This window comes from Streptomyces lincolnensis (assembly GCF_001685355.1).
In the GTDB taxonomy this organism is placed as follows: Bacteria; Actinomycetota; Actinomycetes; order Streptomycetales; family Streptomycetaceae; genus Streptomyces; species Streptomyces lincolnensis.
Map to the genome: position 1 here is coordinate 1,017,554 of NZ_CP016438.1, position 14,376 is coordinate 1,031,929.

A 14,376-nucleotide genomic window follows, 5' to 3' on the forward strand; every position below is an offset into this window, starting at 1 on the left:
CTGTCGCTGGCATATTACGCAGGAGAGAAATCCGATTTCGCTTCATTCGAGCGCCATCGCCAGACTCGGCGAGCGAATCGCGGCATGCATAGAAATACTTAATGGGCCGGATGGTGCCAGTTTCCTGCGGGCGGGCGAGGGGGAAACCGGCGGGCACACTCCGCAGGACATGACTGCAACAGTCACGTCGCCCCCCCAAGATGTTCGACACATGGGGACCCAAGAAAAGTACGGGTTAACGCGACGAACGAGCATTCCCGAGCTGCACTGACCGTATTAATATCGAATGGGCGTTGATTCACCCTGGCATGCAACCGCCCGGAAGGACGACTCCGGCGTGTCACGCGGGATTCGCTTTCCTCTAGCACTACTGGCAGCTCACTACTCTCGTGCTGGGATCTACGCGGCAGGCGGGGCCCATGAAGAGGCCGCTGGGTGCGAGGCGTTGGGACGCTCGCGGGGCCGACTGGCCAGCGAGGTCCCTCTGCTCCCCTTGACGGCCGGGCCCGCCCGCTGCACTGGTTGACCCCACCGCGGCGTCCTCGCCGCCCACCGAGCAGGCCGTGCGACTCGCATCACACCCGACACATCCAGCACGATACATCTGACTCGTCAGATATTGTTCGGATGAACCGCTCGTGCCCGTACTCCGGGAACATCTCTGCCCCCACGCAGAAAGGGTTACCCCCGTGACCAGCCTCCCCAGTCGACGACGCCTCCTTGCCATTGGAGCGGGCGCCGCGCTCGGCCTCGGCGCGCTCGGCGCCCCCGCGTCCCCCGCCGCGGCAGCCCCGGCCGGAGCCGCACGCGGCGCCGGAGCCGGAGCCGAGGAGACCAGGAGCCTCGACGAGCTGTACCAGGCCGCCATCGCCGAAGGCGGCAAGCTCGTGATCTACGCGGGCGGCGACCTCGCCGACTCCGGCAGCGGCGCCGGCGCCCGGACCGCCTTCCGCCAGCGGTTCCCGCAGATCGACCTCGACCTCATCGTGGACTACAGCAAGTACCACGACGCCCGCGTGGACAACCAGTTCGCGACCGACACCCTGGTCCCCGACGTGGTGCAGTTGCAGACGCTGCACGACTTCACCCGCTGGAAGCGTCAGGGACGGCTGCTGCACTACAAGCCCGCCGGTTTCGGCAAGCTCCACAAGAAGTTCCGGGATCCGGACGGTGCCTGGGTGGCCGGCATGGTCATCGCCTTCAGCTACCTCTACGACGTGGCGGCGGCCGGGGCCAACGCGCCGCAGACGCCTCTGGACCTGGTCGACCCGCGCTGGAAGGGCGCCATCGCCTCCTCCTACCCGCACGACGACGACGCGGTGCTCTACCTCTTCGCCCTCTACGCGGAGACCTACGGCTGGGACTGGGTGGCCGCATTCGCCGCGCAGCAACCGCAGTTCGCCCGCGGTTCCTTCTCCCCCGGCACGGCGGTCACCAACAAGGAGAAGATCATCGGCGTCGGTACGGGTGGCAGCCCGCTCATCACCACCCCGAACCGCTGGATGATGCCCGACGGACACCCGTTCATGGCATGGGGGCAGCGGATCGCGATCCTCAAGCAGGCCGCCAACCCCACCGCGGCCAAGCTCTACCTCAACTGGCAGCTGTCCACCGAGCGTCAGACCTCCAACAGCTGGTCGGTGCGCCGCGACATCGCGCCGCCCGCCGGCCTGAAGCCGATCTGGGAGTACCCGAACGCCAACGTGGACGGGTTCCCTCGCTTCATGGAGGACCGGGCCCAGGTCGAGCGGCTGAAGCAGACCTTCGCCCTCTACTTCGGCGAGGTCAAGGGCGACCCGACACCCGGCTGGCCCTGTCTGCACCCGGGCGCCTGACGCGGCACCACGCCGGGTGCGCTGCCCCGGCACCTCAGCTGCCCGGTCGCCTCAGCTGGCCCGTCACCTCCGCTGTGCCGGAGCCGCTGATCCGTGCCCGACCCGCCAGGAGCAGGCCGCCGTTCCTCCGGCCGGTACGGGAAGGCTCACACCGCCCGATGCCGCGGTCGGGTTCTTCACCCCGCGGCGGGCCGTGGTGACGTAGAGGCGGTTGTCGCCGGGAGACAGACACACCGAGGTGGGGTGGGGAGCGGGCACGGTCAGGGTGTGGAGCAGGTGGCCGTCGGGGTGGTAGCGGCGGATCGTGCCGGCGCCCCACATCGCGACCCACAGGCAACCCTCCTGATCGACGGTCATCCCGTCGGGGCTGCCTTCGCCGTCACGGAGTCGGGCGAAGGTCTCCGGGCCGGCGACGAGGTCACCGGAGGCGGGGTCGACCCGGCAGCGGAGGATGGTGCCGACGGCCGTGTCGGCGAGGTAGAGGGTCGTGCCGTCGGCGGTGAACGCCGGGCCGTTGGCTATGGTCAGGCCGTCGAGGACGCGTTCCACCGTGCCGTCGGGGTCCGTCCGGTAGAGCGAGCCCGCGCCGGCGGTGCCGTCGTAGGCCATGCTGCCGGCCCAGAAGCGGCCGGCGGGGTCCGCGACGCCGTCATTCATCCGGCTGGGGACGCCGGTGCGGTCCTCGGGGCGGTCCAGCCACTCCAGTGCGCCGTCGGCGGTGAGCAGCGCGACGCCGGTGCCCGCGGCGGCGATCCACGCCCCGGGCCGGTCCCCCACCGGCGCGACGGCGCCCAACGGCACGTCGAGCCGGGCCAGTTGGCGCGGGGCCGCCGGCCCGGTGTCGTCGCGGAGTTCGAAGAGGCGGCCGCTGAGGATGTCGACGTACACGTACCGGCCGTCGATCCAGCGGCCGCCCTCGGCGAGTTCGTACGCGCCGGACACGACGACCGCCGTCGGTGCCGATGCGGATGTCATGATCAGTCCTCCGGGTCAGCGGATGGTCGTACCGTCGGGCTCGTCGAACAGCCCGAGTTCGTCCCGCGTCGGCAGGCCCTCCCAGTCGCCCCGGGTGGCGACGGCGAAGGCCGCGGTGGTGACGGCCCGGTGCAGCCGGGCAGGGATGTCCATGCCGTCGAGGAGGCCGGAGAGGTATCCGGCCACGAAGGCGTCGCCCGCGCCGACCAGGTCGACGGCGTCGACTTCTCGCGCGGCACGGTCGGTTGAACCCACGGCGGTGAAGACGGTCGCGCCACGGGCGCCGCGCTTGACGACGACCTCGGCGACGCCCGCCGCCAGCACGCCGTGCACGGCGTCCGACTCGCCCGCGCCAGGCGCTTCGTGGACCAGCGGAAGCTCGTCCTCGGAGGCGATGAGCAGGTCCGTATGGGCCAGGATCGGTCGCAGTGCGGTGCGGGCGCGGTCGGACGTCCACAGCCGGGAGCGGTGGTTGACGTCGAGGCTGACGGTGATACCGCGCTCGCGGGCGGTCCTCGCGGCGGACAGGACCGTCTCGGCCGCCGACGGACCGAGCGCGGGTGTGATGCCGGTCAGGTGCAGAACGCGGGTCCCGGGCTCCAGGGCGGGCAGCACGTCGTCCGGTGCGAGTGCCGAACCCGCGGAACCCGCGCGGTAGTAGCTGACTCGGGTCAGCGTTCCCAGCCGGGGTTCGGTCAGCAGCAGTCCGGTGGGCCGGCCGGTGTCGTCGGTGACCGCGTGGCCGGTGTCGACGCCCTCGGCACGCAGCGTGCGCAGGACCAGCGCGCCGAGTTCGTCCGCACCGACGCGGCCTGCCCAGCGCACCCGGTGGCCGAGCCGGGCGAGGCCGATCGCGACGTTGGACTCGGCTCCGGCGACGGACAGGCCGAGGCTGCCGCCCAGTCGCAGCGCGCCCTGGGCCCTCAGCGCCGCCATCGTCTCGCCGAAGGTCACGACGTCAGGTGAGGTCACGGCCTCTCCCCCGCGGCCACCTTGCGGAACTCGGCCGCACGGGAGCGGAGTTGGTCCAGGTCGCCGCCGTCGGCCGCGTCCCCGACGAGCGGTGATCCGACGCCGACGGCGAGGGCGCCCCGGTCGAGGTAGTCGCGGGCGGCCTGCGCGTCCACTCCGCCGACGGGCACGAAGGGCACCTCGGGGAACGGGTCGCGCAGGGCCTTCAGATAGCCGGGGCCGCCGAGGGAGGCGGGGAAGAGTTTGATCGCGTCGGCGCCCCGTGCGAGGGCGGACTCGATCTCGCTCGGTGTCAGGGCCCCCATCAGCACCGGTACGCCGTAGGGCTCCAGGCCGTCGACCAGTGCCGGGGTGACGAGGAAGGAGGCACCCGCGTCGATCGCGCGGGCGGCGTCCTCGGCCGAGCGCACGGTCCCGGCTCCGAGCAGCGCGTCGGGGCCGAGTTCGGCACGGGCCTGCCGGATCACGGCCAGGGCGTCGGTGGTGGTCAGCGAGACCTCGACAGCGGCGATGCCCTCTTCGGCGAGGGTCCGTACGGTACTCAGGGCGGCTGCGGGATCCTTGCCGCGGACGATCGCCAGCAGGCGCTGAGTGCGCAGGGATTCCACGAGGTTCATGGGAGCGGGCTCTCCTTGGACGTGCGGTTCATGGGCGGTGCTCACCATTCGGTGAACGCCCCGTCGGCGCCCCGCCATACGGGGTTGCGCCAGGGGTGGCCGGCCTCGGCGGCGCGGCGTACGGCATTCTCGTCGATGTCGACGCCGAGACCCGGGCGGGACCCCAGGGCGGCGTGACCGTCCACGAAGCAAAAGAGTTCGGGCGTCTGGGTCACCCGCTTCGACCGCGTCCAGCAGGTCCTGGTGCACGGGGATGGAGTCGGAGAAGTGCCGGGCGCCGTGCACGATCCGGTCACGGATGCGCAGGCCGGTCTCGATGACGACCTCCGTCCGGCTGAGTAATTGGGCGGGCTCCGGCGGGTTCGACTGTCGCGCGGACCTCGGCGAGATCCTCCAGGAAGCAGTCGGTCGGGGCGCTGCCGCCCTGCCGGCGCAGCAGGTCGCTGTCGAGCAGGTTCCAGTCGGCGCGGGGCCGGACGGTCGTGCCGCGTTTCTGCTTCGGTTCGAGCAGGCCCTTGGCGGCGAGCACGCGCATGGCCCCGCGGACCACGGTCCTGCTGACGCCGGACTCCGTCTCGCACTTGACCGGGTCCACCACGGAGCCCGGGGGGGGGGTAGCCGCGGACGATGCGCCGGCCCAGTTCCTCCACGGCCCGGCCGTGCGGCCCCTTGGGGGGATGGGTCACCACGTGCTCCGTTTCCTTGTCGGTCCACGACCGCTGTGCGCGTCGCTCACGAGGACTCCTTCATGACGCTCCATCCTCCATCGACCACCAGGCCGGCGCCGGTCACATAGGCGGCCTCCGGCGGCCGGGCTCCGGAACACCGCCCCAGGCGGCGGTCATGATGGGGCCGGGCAACATCGTGTCGACCCGGATGTCAGGACCGTACTCGACGGCTGGAACACGCAGGCCGGACCCGGCGAGCCGTTCGCCGACATCGACCGCGCTTCGAGGAGGACGCCGTGGGCAAGGACATGGCGGAGTTCGTCGTCGGCCGCTGCCTCGCCGCCGGTTTCCACAGCGTCGTCCTGACCTCCGACGCGGCCCCGCACCACCCCATGTGGCACACCGACGGGGACTGGATGCGGCGGGTCGACTCCCGTATCACCGCCAGCTGAACGCCCGCCTCGCCGGTGGAGTCCGGGCGAAGCGGCGGTCTGTGGCGGTCAGTGCGACTCCCTGCTGACCTCCGACCCGCTGGACCCGACCAGGAAGTCGAGGTCGGCGCCGGTGTCGGCCTGGAGGACGTGGTCGACGTAGAGCCGTTCCCAGCCGCGTCGCGGGTTCGCGAAGCCGGCGACGGTCTCCTTGCCGGGGGCCCTGCGGGCGAGCTCGTCGGCGGACACGTCGACGTCGATACGGCGGCCCGGGACGTCCAGGGTGATGAAGTCGCCGGTCCGCACCAGCCCGAGCGGGCCGCCGGCCGCGGCCTCCGGAGCCACGTGCAGGACGACCGTGCCGTACGCGGTGCCGCTCATCCGGCCGTCGCACACCCGGACCATGTCGCGGACGCCCTCGGCGAGGAGCTTGCGCGGCAGCGGCATGTTGGACACCTCCGGCATGCCGGGGTAGCCCTTGGGGCCGCAGCCGCGCAGGACCAGTACCGAGTCGGCGTCCACGTCGAGGTCGGGGTCGTCGATGCGGGCATGGAAGTCCTCGATGGAGTCGAAGACGACGGCCCGGCCGCGGTGCCGCAGCAGATGCGGGGAGGCCGCGGCGGGTTTGATGACCGCGCCGTCGGGTGCGAGGTTGCCACGGAGTACGGCGATGCCGCCCTCGGCGACCAGCGGCTCGGCGCGGGTACGGATGACCTCGCCGTCCCAGATCGGGGCGTCGTCGAGATGGTCGACCAGCGGGGTGCCGTCGACGGTCAGGGCCTCGGGGTCGAGCAGGTCGCGGACCTCGCGCAGGACCGCGAGCAGTCCGCCGGCCCGGTGGAAGTCCTCCATGAGGAAGCGACCGGCCGGCTGGAGGTCCACCAGGACCGGCACCCGCGAGCCGATGCGGTCGAAGTCGTCCAGCGTCAGGTCGATGCCCAACCGACCCGCGATGGCCAGGAGATGGACGACCGCGTTGGTCGAGCCGCCGACGGCCGCCAGTGCCACGATCGCGTTGTGGAAGGAGGCCCTCGTCAGGAAGGTGGCGGGCCGCCGGTCGGCGCCCACCATGTCCACCGCGAGCCGCCCGGTGTGGTGCGCGGCCTCCAGCAGCCGGCTGTCGGGGGCCGGTGTACCGGCCACGCCGGGGACGACCGTGCCGAGCGCCTCGGCCACCAGGGCCATCGTCGAGGCGGTGCCCATGGTGTTGCAGTGTCCGCGGCTCCGGATCATCGCCGACTCGGAGCGGGTGAACTGCTCCTGCGAGAGCGTCCCGGCCCGCACCTCCTCCGACAGCCGCCACACGTCGGTGCCGCAGCCGAGCGGCCGGCCGCGGAACGTGCCGGTCAGCATCGGGCCACCGGGCACCACGACGGCGGGCAGATCCACCGAGGCGGCGGCCATGAGCAGCGACGGGATCGTCTTGTCGCAGCCGCCCAACAGCACCACGCCGTCGATGGGGTTGGCCCGCAGCATCTCCTCCGTGGCCATCGCCGCCATGTTCCGCCACAGCATCGCCGTGGGCCGCACATTGGTCTCGCCCAGCGACACCACGGGCAGGTCCAGGGGGATGCCGCCCGCCTCGTACACCCCGTCGCGGACGGAGGAGGCCACCTCGTCCAGATGCGCGTTGCAGGGGGTCAGGTCCGAGGCGGTGTTGGCGATGGCGATCTGCGGGCGCCCGGTGAAGGCGTCGCCCGGCACTCCTCGCCGCATCCATGCCCGGTGGATGTAGGCGTTGCGGTCCTCGCCCGCGTACCACTGCGCACTGCGGAGCCTCACCATGAGCCCCTTCCGGTAATCGGTACGACGATCTACAGTCGGGATCGTCGTGAAGGATACGCAGAGGCACGGCGGCCCGACAGACCCCGACGAGGACCTCCCCACCAGCGGTCATCCCCCGATCCGTCGAGTACTGGAGAGCTGAACCCGTGCCTGTCATGCGCGCCTTCGAGCTGACGGCCCCCGGCGAGTTCGCGGTGCGCGAGGTCCCGGAACCGGTGGCGCTCCCCGGTGAGGTCGTCGTCGACGTCGACCGGGTCGGTGTGTGCGGAACCGACATGGAGTTCTTCACCGGTGCGATGGCCTACCTCCACGAAGGTCACTCCTCCTACCCGATGCGCCCCGGTCACGAGTGGTCCGGGCGCGTGACGGCGGTCGGCGCCGGTGTCGACGCCGACTGGCTCGGCCGACGGGTCATGGGGGACACGATGCTCGGCTGCGGTGTCTGCCGCCGCTGCGGGCGCGGCCGGCAGCATGTCTGCGAGCAGCGGCAGGAGGTCGGCATCCGCGGCGGCCGGGCCGGTGCCCTGGCCGAGCGGCTCGCCGTACCGGTGTCCTCGCTGCACGTACTGCCCGATGCCGTCGACGCCGTCCTCGGCGCGCTGGTCGAGCCGGGCGCCAACGCCCTGCGCGCCGCGCGGGCCGCCGCGCCACGCCCCGGCGACCGGACCCTGGTCCTCGGTCCGGGGACGATCGGCCTCCTGGTGGCGATGTTCCTGCGTGCGGCGGGTGCGGAGGTGCACCTGATGGGGGTCACCGACGCTTCGCTCGCCTTCGCCCGTGAGCTGGGCTTCGAGCACACCTGGACCGAGGACGCCGTCCCGGACCTGCCGTTCGACGCGGTCGTCGACGCCTCGAACGCCGCCCATCTGCCCGCCCTGGCACTGGAGTCGGTCGAACCGGCCGGCCGCCTGGTCTACATCGGGCTGGCCGGTGAGCCCAGCAGGTTCGACACCCGGACGCTCGTCCTCAAGGACGTGACGGCGGTCGGCATCCTCTCCGGCTCCCCGGGCCTGGCCGCCACCATCCGCGCCTACGCCGACGGCCTGATCGACCCCCGACCGCTCGTCGCCACGACGGTCGGCCTGCACGGGGTCGGCGCTGTCCTGGCCGGCGAACGCCCGGCCCACGCCGGACCGGGTCCGAAGATCCACGTCGACCCGCGCGCGGACTGAGCGACCGGCCCGGTATCGGCGCCGGAAATCCCCACAACTGATGTGGCAGTGACAGGCGTTGACCGGGCGAACCCACCGCAGCAGAATGAGCGCGCGGCCTTGAGAGCGCTCTCACACCCACAGACCTCCGCGGGCCGCACCTTGCCGACCCGCGACGTTCAGGGAGTCCCATGACCGGCAGACAAGGCCCGGCGTACAGCCGCCGCGCGCTCCTCGGGACCGGACTCGGGGTCGGCGCCGCGGCCCTCACCGCGGCCGGTTCCGGTACGGCCGGGGCCGTCGGGCGTGCGCCCGTCACCGCCTCCCCGCAGCGCCGGGCGCACGCCTTCCTCGCCGCCGCCATGGACGCCTACCCGGACCACGGCACCGTCCGCCTGGCCCAGAGCTACACCGACCAGGCCGGCCTGTTCAGTACGGCGTTCACCTACGACAACGCCCTCGCGGTCCTGGCCTGCCTCGCCACCGGCACCCGGGACGGCCGCTCCCGGGCCACCGCACTCGGCGACGCGCTGCTGTACGCGCAGACCCACGACCCGGGGTACGACGACGGCAGACTGCGTCAGGCGTACAACGTCGGGCCGTACACCTTCTACGACGGCTCCCGGCAGCCGGACGGATTCGTGCGGGCGGACGGCACGGCCAACGTCGGCACCCAGTTCGGCTTCACCGGTACGGCGGTGGGCGACATGGCCTGGGCCGGTATCGCGCTGAGCACCCTCGCGGGACGGACCGGCGAGAAGCGGTTCCTGGCCGGGGCGGTGCGGATCGGTGAGTGGATCGAGCGCGTCGGCCGTACCGACGAACCGCTCGGCGGCTACAAGTTCGGGGTCAACGGCGCCGACGAGAAGCTGCCCTTCACCTCCACCGAGCACAACACCGATCTGATCGCCCTGTTCGGCAGGCTCGCCCGGCTCACCGGGGACCGGGTGTGGCGGGAGCGGCGCGCGCGTGCCGAAGCCTTCGTCCGGAAGATGTGGGAGCCGACCGGGGGCTTCTTCTACACCGGGAGCAACGACGGGGTGACGATCAACAAGTCGCCGATCCCCGAGGACACCCAGACCTGGACCCGGCTCGCCCTGTCCTCCGCCGCCCACGCCCGGTCCGTGGACTGGGCCGCGAGGGAACTCGCCGTCCTGGACACGGCCGACCGGCCCAACAGCACGGTCCCGGCGGGTCAGTCCTACGAGGGGGTCACCTTCAGTTCCGCCAGTCTCCTGGCGAACGAGGACGCCCCGATCGCCGACGGCCAGCCCAAGCCCGACCGCAACGGCGTGTGGTTCGAGGGCACCGCCCACCTGGCCCTCGCCCTGCGCGACCGGCGCGCGTCCGGGGACGAGTCACGCGCCCGGCGCCTGCTCGCCTCCGCCGAGCGGGCCCAGGACCTGCTCGGCACCGACCAGACGCTCGGCGGCTCCGCCGCTCCGGTCCGCTCCGGCATCGTCTCGGCGAGCAGCCCGCTCGACACCGGTTTCGGGTTCGGCTACTACCCCTACCGGCACACCGGCGCGACCGCCTGGTACCTGCTGGCGGCGACGCGTACGAACCCGCTGCGCGTCTGAGGCACCGCGGCGGGCGGATGCGGTGGCGGGGGGGCGTGACGGGTGTATTCAGCAGGCGCAGAAGGGCTGGAACAGGGTCAACCGCCCCTGCGGGGCTGGATACTGGTGTCTTCTCACGACGTGGCGATCAGGGGGGCACATCGGTGAACTCTGCCGGGGGTACGGGCGGTTGGGGCGTGGACGGCGGTCGGGGCGGGCGGCACGCGGTCGTTGTGGGTGGGAGTCTCGCGGGGCTCCTCGCGGCGCACGTCCTGGCCGGGCACGCGGACCAGGTGACCGTCGTGGAGCGCGACAGTTTCCCGGAAGGTGCGCAGCCGCGGTCAGGCGTGCCGCAGGGCCGGCATCCGCATGTCCTGCTGGAGGGCGGCCAGACGGCCCTGGAGTCGCTCCTGCCGGGCTTCCTCGCGGAGCTGCGGGCGGCGGGAGCGCCACGCGTGGGCATGCCGTCGGACATGGCCCAGTGCCAGGACGGGCGGTGGTTCAGGCGGCTGCCCGCGACGACCCACATCTACACCGGTTCCCGCGCGCAGCTGGAGGAGTTGGTGCGACGGCGCGTTCTCGCCAATCCGGTGATCGGCGTGGTGGAGGGGAGCGATGTCGTCGGGCTCCTCGGCGACGCCTCGCGGGTGCGGGGTGTGCGGCTGCGGGACCGTTCCGGCGACTCCCGCGGGGAGGAGCGCGTCCTTGAGGCCGACCTGGTCGTCGACGCGTCCGGCAGCGGTACGAAGGCCCCGCAGTGGCTCACGGCGATCGGCGCCGAGGCCCCACACGAGGAGACCATCGACACCGGGCTCGCGTACGCCTCACGCATCTACCGCGGCAAGCCCGGCGCCCTCGACGGCGACACCCTCGGCTACTACGTCTATCCCAGCCCGGCCCAGGTCCACGCCGGCGGTGCGCTGCCGCTGGAGGACGGCAGCCATCTGGTCATCGTCTCGGGGCTGCGCGGCGACGAACCGCCCACGGGCGACGACGCGTTCGTGGCATACGCCAAGAAGCTGCCGCATCCGCTCCTGCACCGGTGGCTGGACGAGGCCGAACCGCTCACACCGCCGTTCGGCTACCGACGGACCTCGAACGCCCGCCGCCGCTACGACCTGCCCGGCCACCGCCCGGCCGGATTCCTCGCCACCGGCGACGCCCTGTGCACCTTCAACCCGATCTACGGGCAGGGCATGGCCGTCGCCGCGATGAGCGCGGTCGCCCTGCGCGACGTCCTGGCCGATCCACGCGAGACTCCGACGACACTGCGCGTGCAACGTGCCGTGCTCGCGGCGTCCAAGCAGGCGTGGGACATCTCCGCCGGCGCGGACCGCAAGATGCCGGGCGCGGTCGGCACCGCGGTCGAGGGCAAGCCCGCGGACCGCGCCGCCGACTGGTACCTGGCGCGCGTCCAGGAGCGCTACCCCAGCGACCCCGTCGTGGGCCGCGCCTTCCGCTCCGTCCTGACCCTCGCCGCCCCCGTCACCACCCTCTTCGCCCCACCGGTGGCCCGGGCCGTCCTCTTCCAGCCCGCCGCCCCGCCCCTCACCGAGCCGCCGGCCGCACCGGAGCAGCCGGGGGCCTGAGCGGGGCGTGCGGCCCGGTCGTCGGTGGACGACTACCGGTCCTCGCCGCGGCACAGTTCCTGGTCCACGAGTGTGTTCATGGCCTTCTGGGTGTCCGGGCCGCCGTCACTGGTGAGGTAGACCACGGCGGTCCGGGTCCCGCCCCGGGTGACGCCGGCCAAGGTGTGATAGCCGAGCAGTTCGCCCAGATGACCGAAGTAGCTGCCGCCGCAGGACAGCGGGATCTCCCCCAGACCGAGGCCGTACTTCACACCCAGCTCGGGTGCGTCCCTGGTGGCCGTCATCTCGGCGAGCTGGGCCGGTTTCAGCAGACGGCCACCGAGCAGCGCGGTGTAGAACCGGCTCAGGTCGTGGGCGGTGCTGATGATCGAGCCGGAGCCGACGCCCATGCTCGGGTTGAGCGTCGTGACGTCGACTCCGGTGCCGGTGCCGAACCAGGCATAGCTGTGGGCGTGCGGACCTGGCATGAACGGGAAGGCGCCGGGCGTACTGGTGCCCCTCAGACCCAGCGGGCGGATGATCCGCTCGTCCACCTCGTGCGCCCAGCTCCGGCCGGTCACCTCGCGGATGAGCATCGCGGCGAGGACGTAGTTGGTGTTGGAGTAGGACCAGCCGTCGCCCGGGGTGGGGAACGTCGGCGCGTGCCGCATCGCCATCCCCACCAACTCCTCGGGGGTGTAGGTGCGGAACCTCTCGGCGCGATAGCCGGCCGCGCTGTTCAGCGCGGGGATCTCCGGCAGGACGTCGGGGACACCACTGGTGTGCTGCAACAGCTGCCGCACGGTGATCCTGCGGCCGTCGTTGCCGTTGCCCCGGACCACTCCCGGCAGCCACCGCTCGACGGTGTCGTCCAGGGACATGCGCCCCTCGCCGACGAGGTGCAGCACGACCGTGGCGGTGAAGGTCTTGGCTGCGCTGCCGATCCGGAACCTGCCGTTCCACGGCATCGGCCTCCCGGTTCCCCTCTCGGCCGTCCCGGCGCGTGCGATGTCCCGCGTGCCCGGCGACGACGCCTCGGCGAACACGCCGACGGCCCCGGTGCCGTGCAGCGCGTCCACCCGCCGCTGAAGCGGATCGGCGGGCCCCGGCGTCGCCGCGGCCGTGAGCCCGCTCGATGCGGTGAGGACTGCGGCCAGGCCGGTCAGAACCAATAAGTTCCGCCGACGCCTTCCTGACACATGCATGGGATGCCCCTTCTGTTGGCGACCATCCCACCAGCCAAGACGAGAGCGCCCCATCCCGCTGTCCCCCGGCCATCGCCTGTGGCCATCCCCCGCAACCTGCGATCTCTGTGTACGTACCCAATCTGCCTGACCAGACAAGAGGCTAACCACCTGCACGTAATGCGAACGACACAAGTATTTACAGGGCTCAGAACCTCTCTTACTGTGAACGATCACAGATCCCACCCCATGCGCATGTCAAGCCGTTGGCTTCGACTCCCCCGCGTCTCGATCGAAGGAGTTCGGGATGACCGTGCACGGTCCAGGTCGCATCGTGAGGGCCGCCCTGTTCTTGGCGGCCGTCGCCCTGCCCGCGTCCCTGCTCACCACGCCCACCGACGCCTCGGCGGCCAACTCGCTGACCATGCGAGGTGCCGACGTGTCCACCGCCCAGAGAGCGCTCGACCTCGGCGCCAAGTACTACGACGCGAGCGGCACCGCCAGGGACCCGCTCGACATCCTCAAGGGCCTGGGCGTGAACTACGTCCGCCTGCGGGTGTGGAACAACCCGGCGAGCGGCTACAACAACAAGGCCAAGGTGCTGGCGTACGCGAAGCAGGTGAAGGCCAAGGGCCTGAAGCTGCTCGTCGACTTCCACTACTCGGACACCTGGGCGGACCCGGGCACCCAGACGAAGCCGGCGGCCTGGTCCGGCCACACCATCGGCCAGTTGCAGACCGACGTCTACAACTACACGTACGACGTGTGCAACAGCCTCAAGTCCCAGGGCACCACCCCGGACAGCGTGCAGATCGGCAACGAGATCAACGTCGGCATGCTGTGGAACGAGGGCAAGGTGGTGAACAACGACTTCACCAACCTCAGCCTGCTCCTGAAGTCCGGCTACAACGCGACCAAGGCGTGCAACAGCGGCACCCAGGTGATCATCCACACGGCCAACTCGGACAGCGACGAGCACGCCCGCTGGTTCTACGACGGGATCAGGTCGAAGGGCGTCACCTGGGACATCACCGGGCTCTCCTACTACTGCCCGTGGCACGGCACGATCGCCAACATGGGCAGCGTCGTGGCCGACATGAAGTCGCGGTACGGCAAGGACGTGGTCATCGCCGAGACGGCCTACCCGTTCACCTCGGCCAACGCCGACAGCACCGGCAACTCGATCACCTCGGGCTGCTCGGGCTACCCGCTCTCCTGGCAGGGCCAGGCGGACAACTTCACCGCCGTACAGAACGCGGCCCGCAACTCCGGGGCGATCGGCGTCTTCTACTGGGAGCCGACCTGGTACGCGGTGAAGGGCAACGGCTGGGACCCGGCCGACATCAACAACAGCGGCAACGGCTGGGACAACATGGCCATCTTCAACTGGACCGGCCAGGTGAACCCGACCATCAAGTGGACCCCGTAGTCCCCTGACCTCGTAGTCCCCTGACCCCCACGAACAGCACCGTCCCCGGCGGACGGTGCCGTTCGTGCGTCCGCGCCCGCCCCGGATGGATACCGCCAGATTGCGACCACTGTATTGACGTGTTCATTTCCGTCATTGAGCATGCCTTGAGCCCGATCGCTTCTGGTCGATTCTGTTTCCCTCTGTTCTGTGAAGGGAGTTC

13 protein-coding genes and 1 pseudogene are annotated in these 14,376 nt (G+C 71.4%); 6 read left to right on the top strand and 8 right to left on the bottom strand.

The window, feature by feature from the left end; translation table 11 throughout:
• The first annotated feature begins 689 nt into the window (after positions 1-689).
• Positions 690-1,835: an ABC transporter substrate-binding protein gene (locus SLINC_RS04550; protein WP_067427093.1), complete on the top strand. Its 1,146-nt coding sequence runs from the start codon at positions 690-692 to the stop codon at positions 1,833-1,835.
• 63 nt (positions 1,836-1,898) lie between these two features.
• Here the strand turns inward: SLINC_RS04550 and SLINC_RS04555 are convergent, their stop codons facing one another.
• The 6 genes and pseudogenes from SLINC_RS04555 to SLINC_RS49175 all read right to left on the bottom strand — a co-directional run.
• Positions 1,899-2,810 carry an SMP-30/gluconolactonase/LRE family protein gene (locus SLINC_RS04555; protein WP_067427098.1) on the bottom strand — a complete coding sequence of 304 codons (912 nt, stop codon included), beginning with the start codon at positions 2,808-2,810 and terminating at the stop codon, positions 1,899-1,901.
• A 15-nt stretch (positions 2,811-2,825) separates the two neighbouring features.
• The gene (locus tag SLINC_RS04560; protein WP_067444972.1) at positions 2,826-3,746 is read right to left on the bottom strand and encodes a sugar kinase; all 921 of its coding nucleotides are present in this window, start codon (positions 3,744-3,746) and stop codon (positions 2,826-2,828) included.
• A 32-nt stretch (positions 3,747-3,778) separates the two neighbouring features.
• On the bottom strand, positions 3,779-4,399 hold the full coding sequence (locus tag SLINC_RS04565; RefSeq protein ID WP_067427100.1) for a bifunctional 4-hydroxy-2-oxoglutarate aldolase/2-dehydro-3-deoxy-phosphogluconate aldolase: 621 nt from the start codon (positions 4,397-4,399) through the stop codon (positions 3,779-3,781).
• A gap of 41 nt (positions 4,400-4,440) precedes the next feature.
• The gene (locus SLINC_RS47180) at positions 4,441-4,614 is read right to left on the bottom strand and encodes a hypothetical protein (protein ID WP_435861911.1); all 174 of its coding nucleotides are present in this window, start codon (positions 4,612-4,614) and stop codon (positions 4,441-4,443) included.
• A 77-nt stretch (positions 4,615-4,691) separates the two neighbouring features.
• Complete coding sequence (locus tag SLINC_RS49170; RefSeq protein ID WP_067427103.1) at positions 4,692-4,997, bottom strand: FadR/GntR family transcriptional regulator; 306 nt, start codon at positions 4,995-4,997, stop codon at positions 4,692-4,694.
• A gap of 134 nt (positions 4,998-5,131) precedes the next feature.
• Positions 5,132-5,298, bottom strand: a pseudogene (locus SLINC_RS49175) (short-chain dehydrogenase); the annotation flags it as partial.
• Positions 5,299-5,363: 65 nt separating this feature from the next.
• On the opposite strand from SLINC_RS49175, the gene SLINC_RS47885 reads away from it, so the two are divergent.
• The gene (locus SLINC_RS47885; RefSeq protein WP_159425324.1) at positions 5,364-5,519 is read left to right on the top strand and encodes a hypothetical protein; all 156 of its coding nucleotides are present in this window, start codon (positions 5,364-5,366) and stop codon (positions 5,517-5,519) included.
• 48 nt (positions 5,520-5,567) lie between these two features.
• On the opposite strand, the gene SLINC_RS04575 is transcribed toward SLINC_RS47885, so the two are convergent.
• Complete coding sequence (locus SLINC_RS04575; RefSeq protein ID WP_211292752.1) at positions 5,568-7,283, bottom strand: IlvD/Edd family dehydratase; 1,716 nt, start codon at positions 7,281-7,283, stop codon at positions 5,568-5,570.
• A 155-nt stretch (positions 7,284-7,438) separates the two neighbouring features.
• Here SLINC_RS04575 and SLINC_RS04580 point away from each other — a divergent pair, with 155 nt between their 5' ends.
• From SLINC_RS04580 to SLINC_RS04590, 3 genes are all read left to right on the top strand, one after another.
• Positions 7,439-8,455, top strand: a complete 1,017-nt coding sequence (locus tag SLINC_RS04580) for a zinc-dependent alcohol dehydrogenase (protein WP_182449278.1) — start codon at positions 7,439-7,441, stop codon at positions 8,453-8,455.
• Positions 8,456-8,625: 170 nt separating this feature from the next.
• The gene (locus SLINC_RS04585) at positions 8,626-10,014 is read left to right on the top strand and encodes a Tat pathway signal sequence domain protein (protein WP_067427109.1); all 1,389 of its coding nucleotides are present in this window, start codon (positions 8,626-8,628) and stop codon (positions 10,012-10,014) included.
• Between the two features lie 212 nt (positions 10,015-10,226).
• Entirely contained in the window at positions 10,227-11,582 is a 1,356-nt protein-coding gene (locus SLINC_RS04590) for an FAD-dependent oxidoreductase (RefSeq protein WP_067427112.1), read from the top strand.
• Between the two features lie 32 nt (positions 11,583-11,614).
• On the opposite strand, the gene SLINC_RS04595 is transcribed toward SLINC_RS04590, so the two are convergent.
• Positions 11,615-12,766 carry a serine hydrolase domain-containing protein gene (locus SLINC_RS04595; protein ID WP_079164405.1) on the bottom strand — a complete coding sequence of 384 codons (1,152 nt, stop codon included), beginning with the start codon at positions 12,764-12,766 and terminating at the stop codon, positions 11,615-11,617.
• 286 nt (positions 12,767-13,052) lie between these two features.
• Between SLINC_RS04595 and SLINC_RS04600 the strand changes: the two genes are divergently transcribed.
• A complete protein-coding gene (locus SLINC_RS04600; protein ID WP_067427115.1) occupies positions 13,053-14,174 on the top strand; it encodes a glycoside hydrolase family 53 protein in 1,122 nt (373 codons plus the stop codon).
• The last annotated feature ends 202 nt before the right edge of the window (positions 14,175-14,376 follow it).

Bases quoted from the DNA above. Each gene is read 5' to 3' on its own strand.
- SLINC_RS04595 (WP_079164405.1), bottom strand. From the start codon at position 12,766: ATGCATGTGTCAGGAAGGCGTCGGCGGAACTTATTGGTTCTGACCGGC.
- SLINC_RS04585 (WP_067427109.1), top strand. From the start codon at position 8,626: ATGACCGGCAGACAAGGCCCGGCGTACAGCCGCCGCGCGCTCCTCGGG.
- SLINC_RS04560 (WP_067444972.1), bottom strand. From the start codon at position 3,746: ATGGCGGCGCTGAGGGCCCAGGGCGCGCTGCGACTGGGCGGCAGCCTC.
- SLINC_RS04565 (WP_067427100.1), bottom strand. From the start codon at position 4,399: ATGAACCTCGTGGAATCCCTGCGCACTCAGCGCCTGCTGGCGATCGTC.
- SLINC_RS04555 (WP_067427098.1), bottom strand. From the start codon at position 2,810: ATGACATCCGCATCGGCACCGACGGCGGTCGTCGTGTCCGGCGCGTAC.
- SLINC_RS04580 (WP_182449278.1), top strand. From the start codon at position 7,439: ATGCGCGCCTTCGAGCTGACGGCCCCCGGCGAGTTCGCGGTGCGCGAG.
- SLINC_RS04575 (WP_211292752.1), bottom strand. From the start codon at position 7,283: ATGGTGAGGCTCCGCAGTGCGCAGTGGTACGCGGGCGAGGACCGCAAC.
- SLINC_RS04600 (WP_067427115.1), top strand. From the start codon at position 13,053: ATGACCGTGCACGGTCCAGGTCGCATCGTGAGGGCCGCCCTGTTCTTG.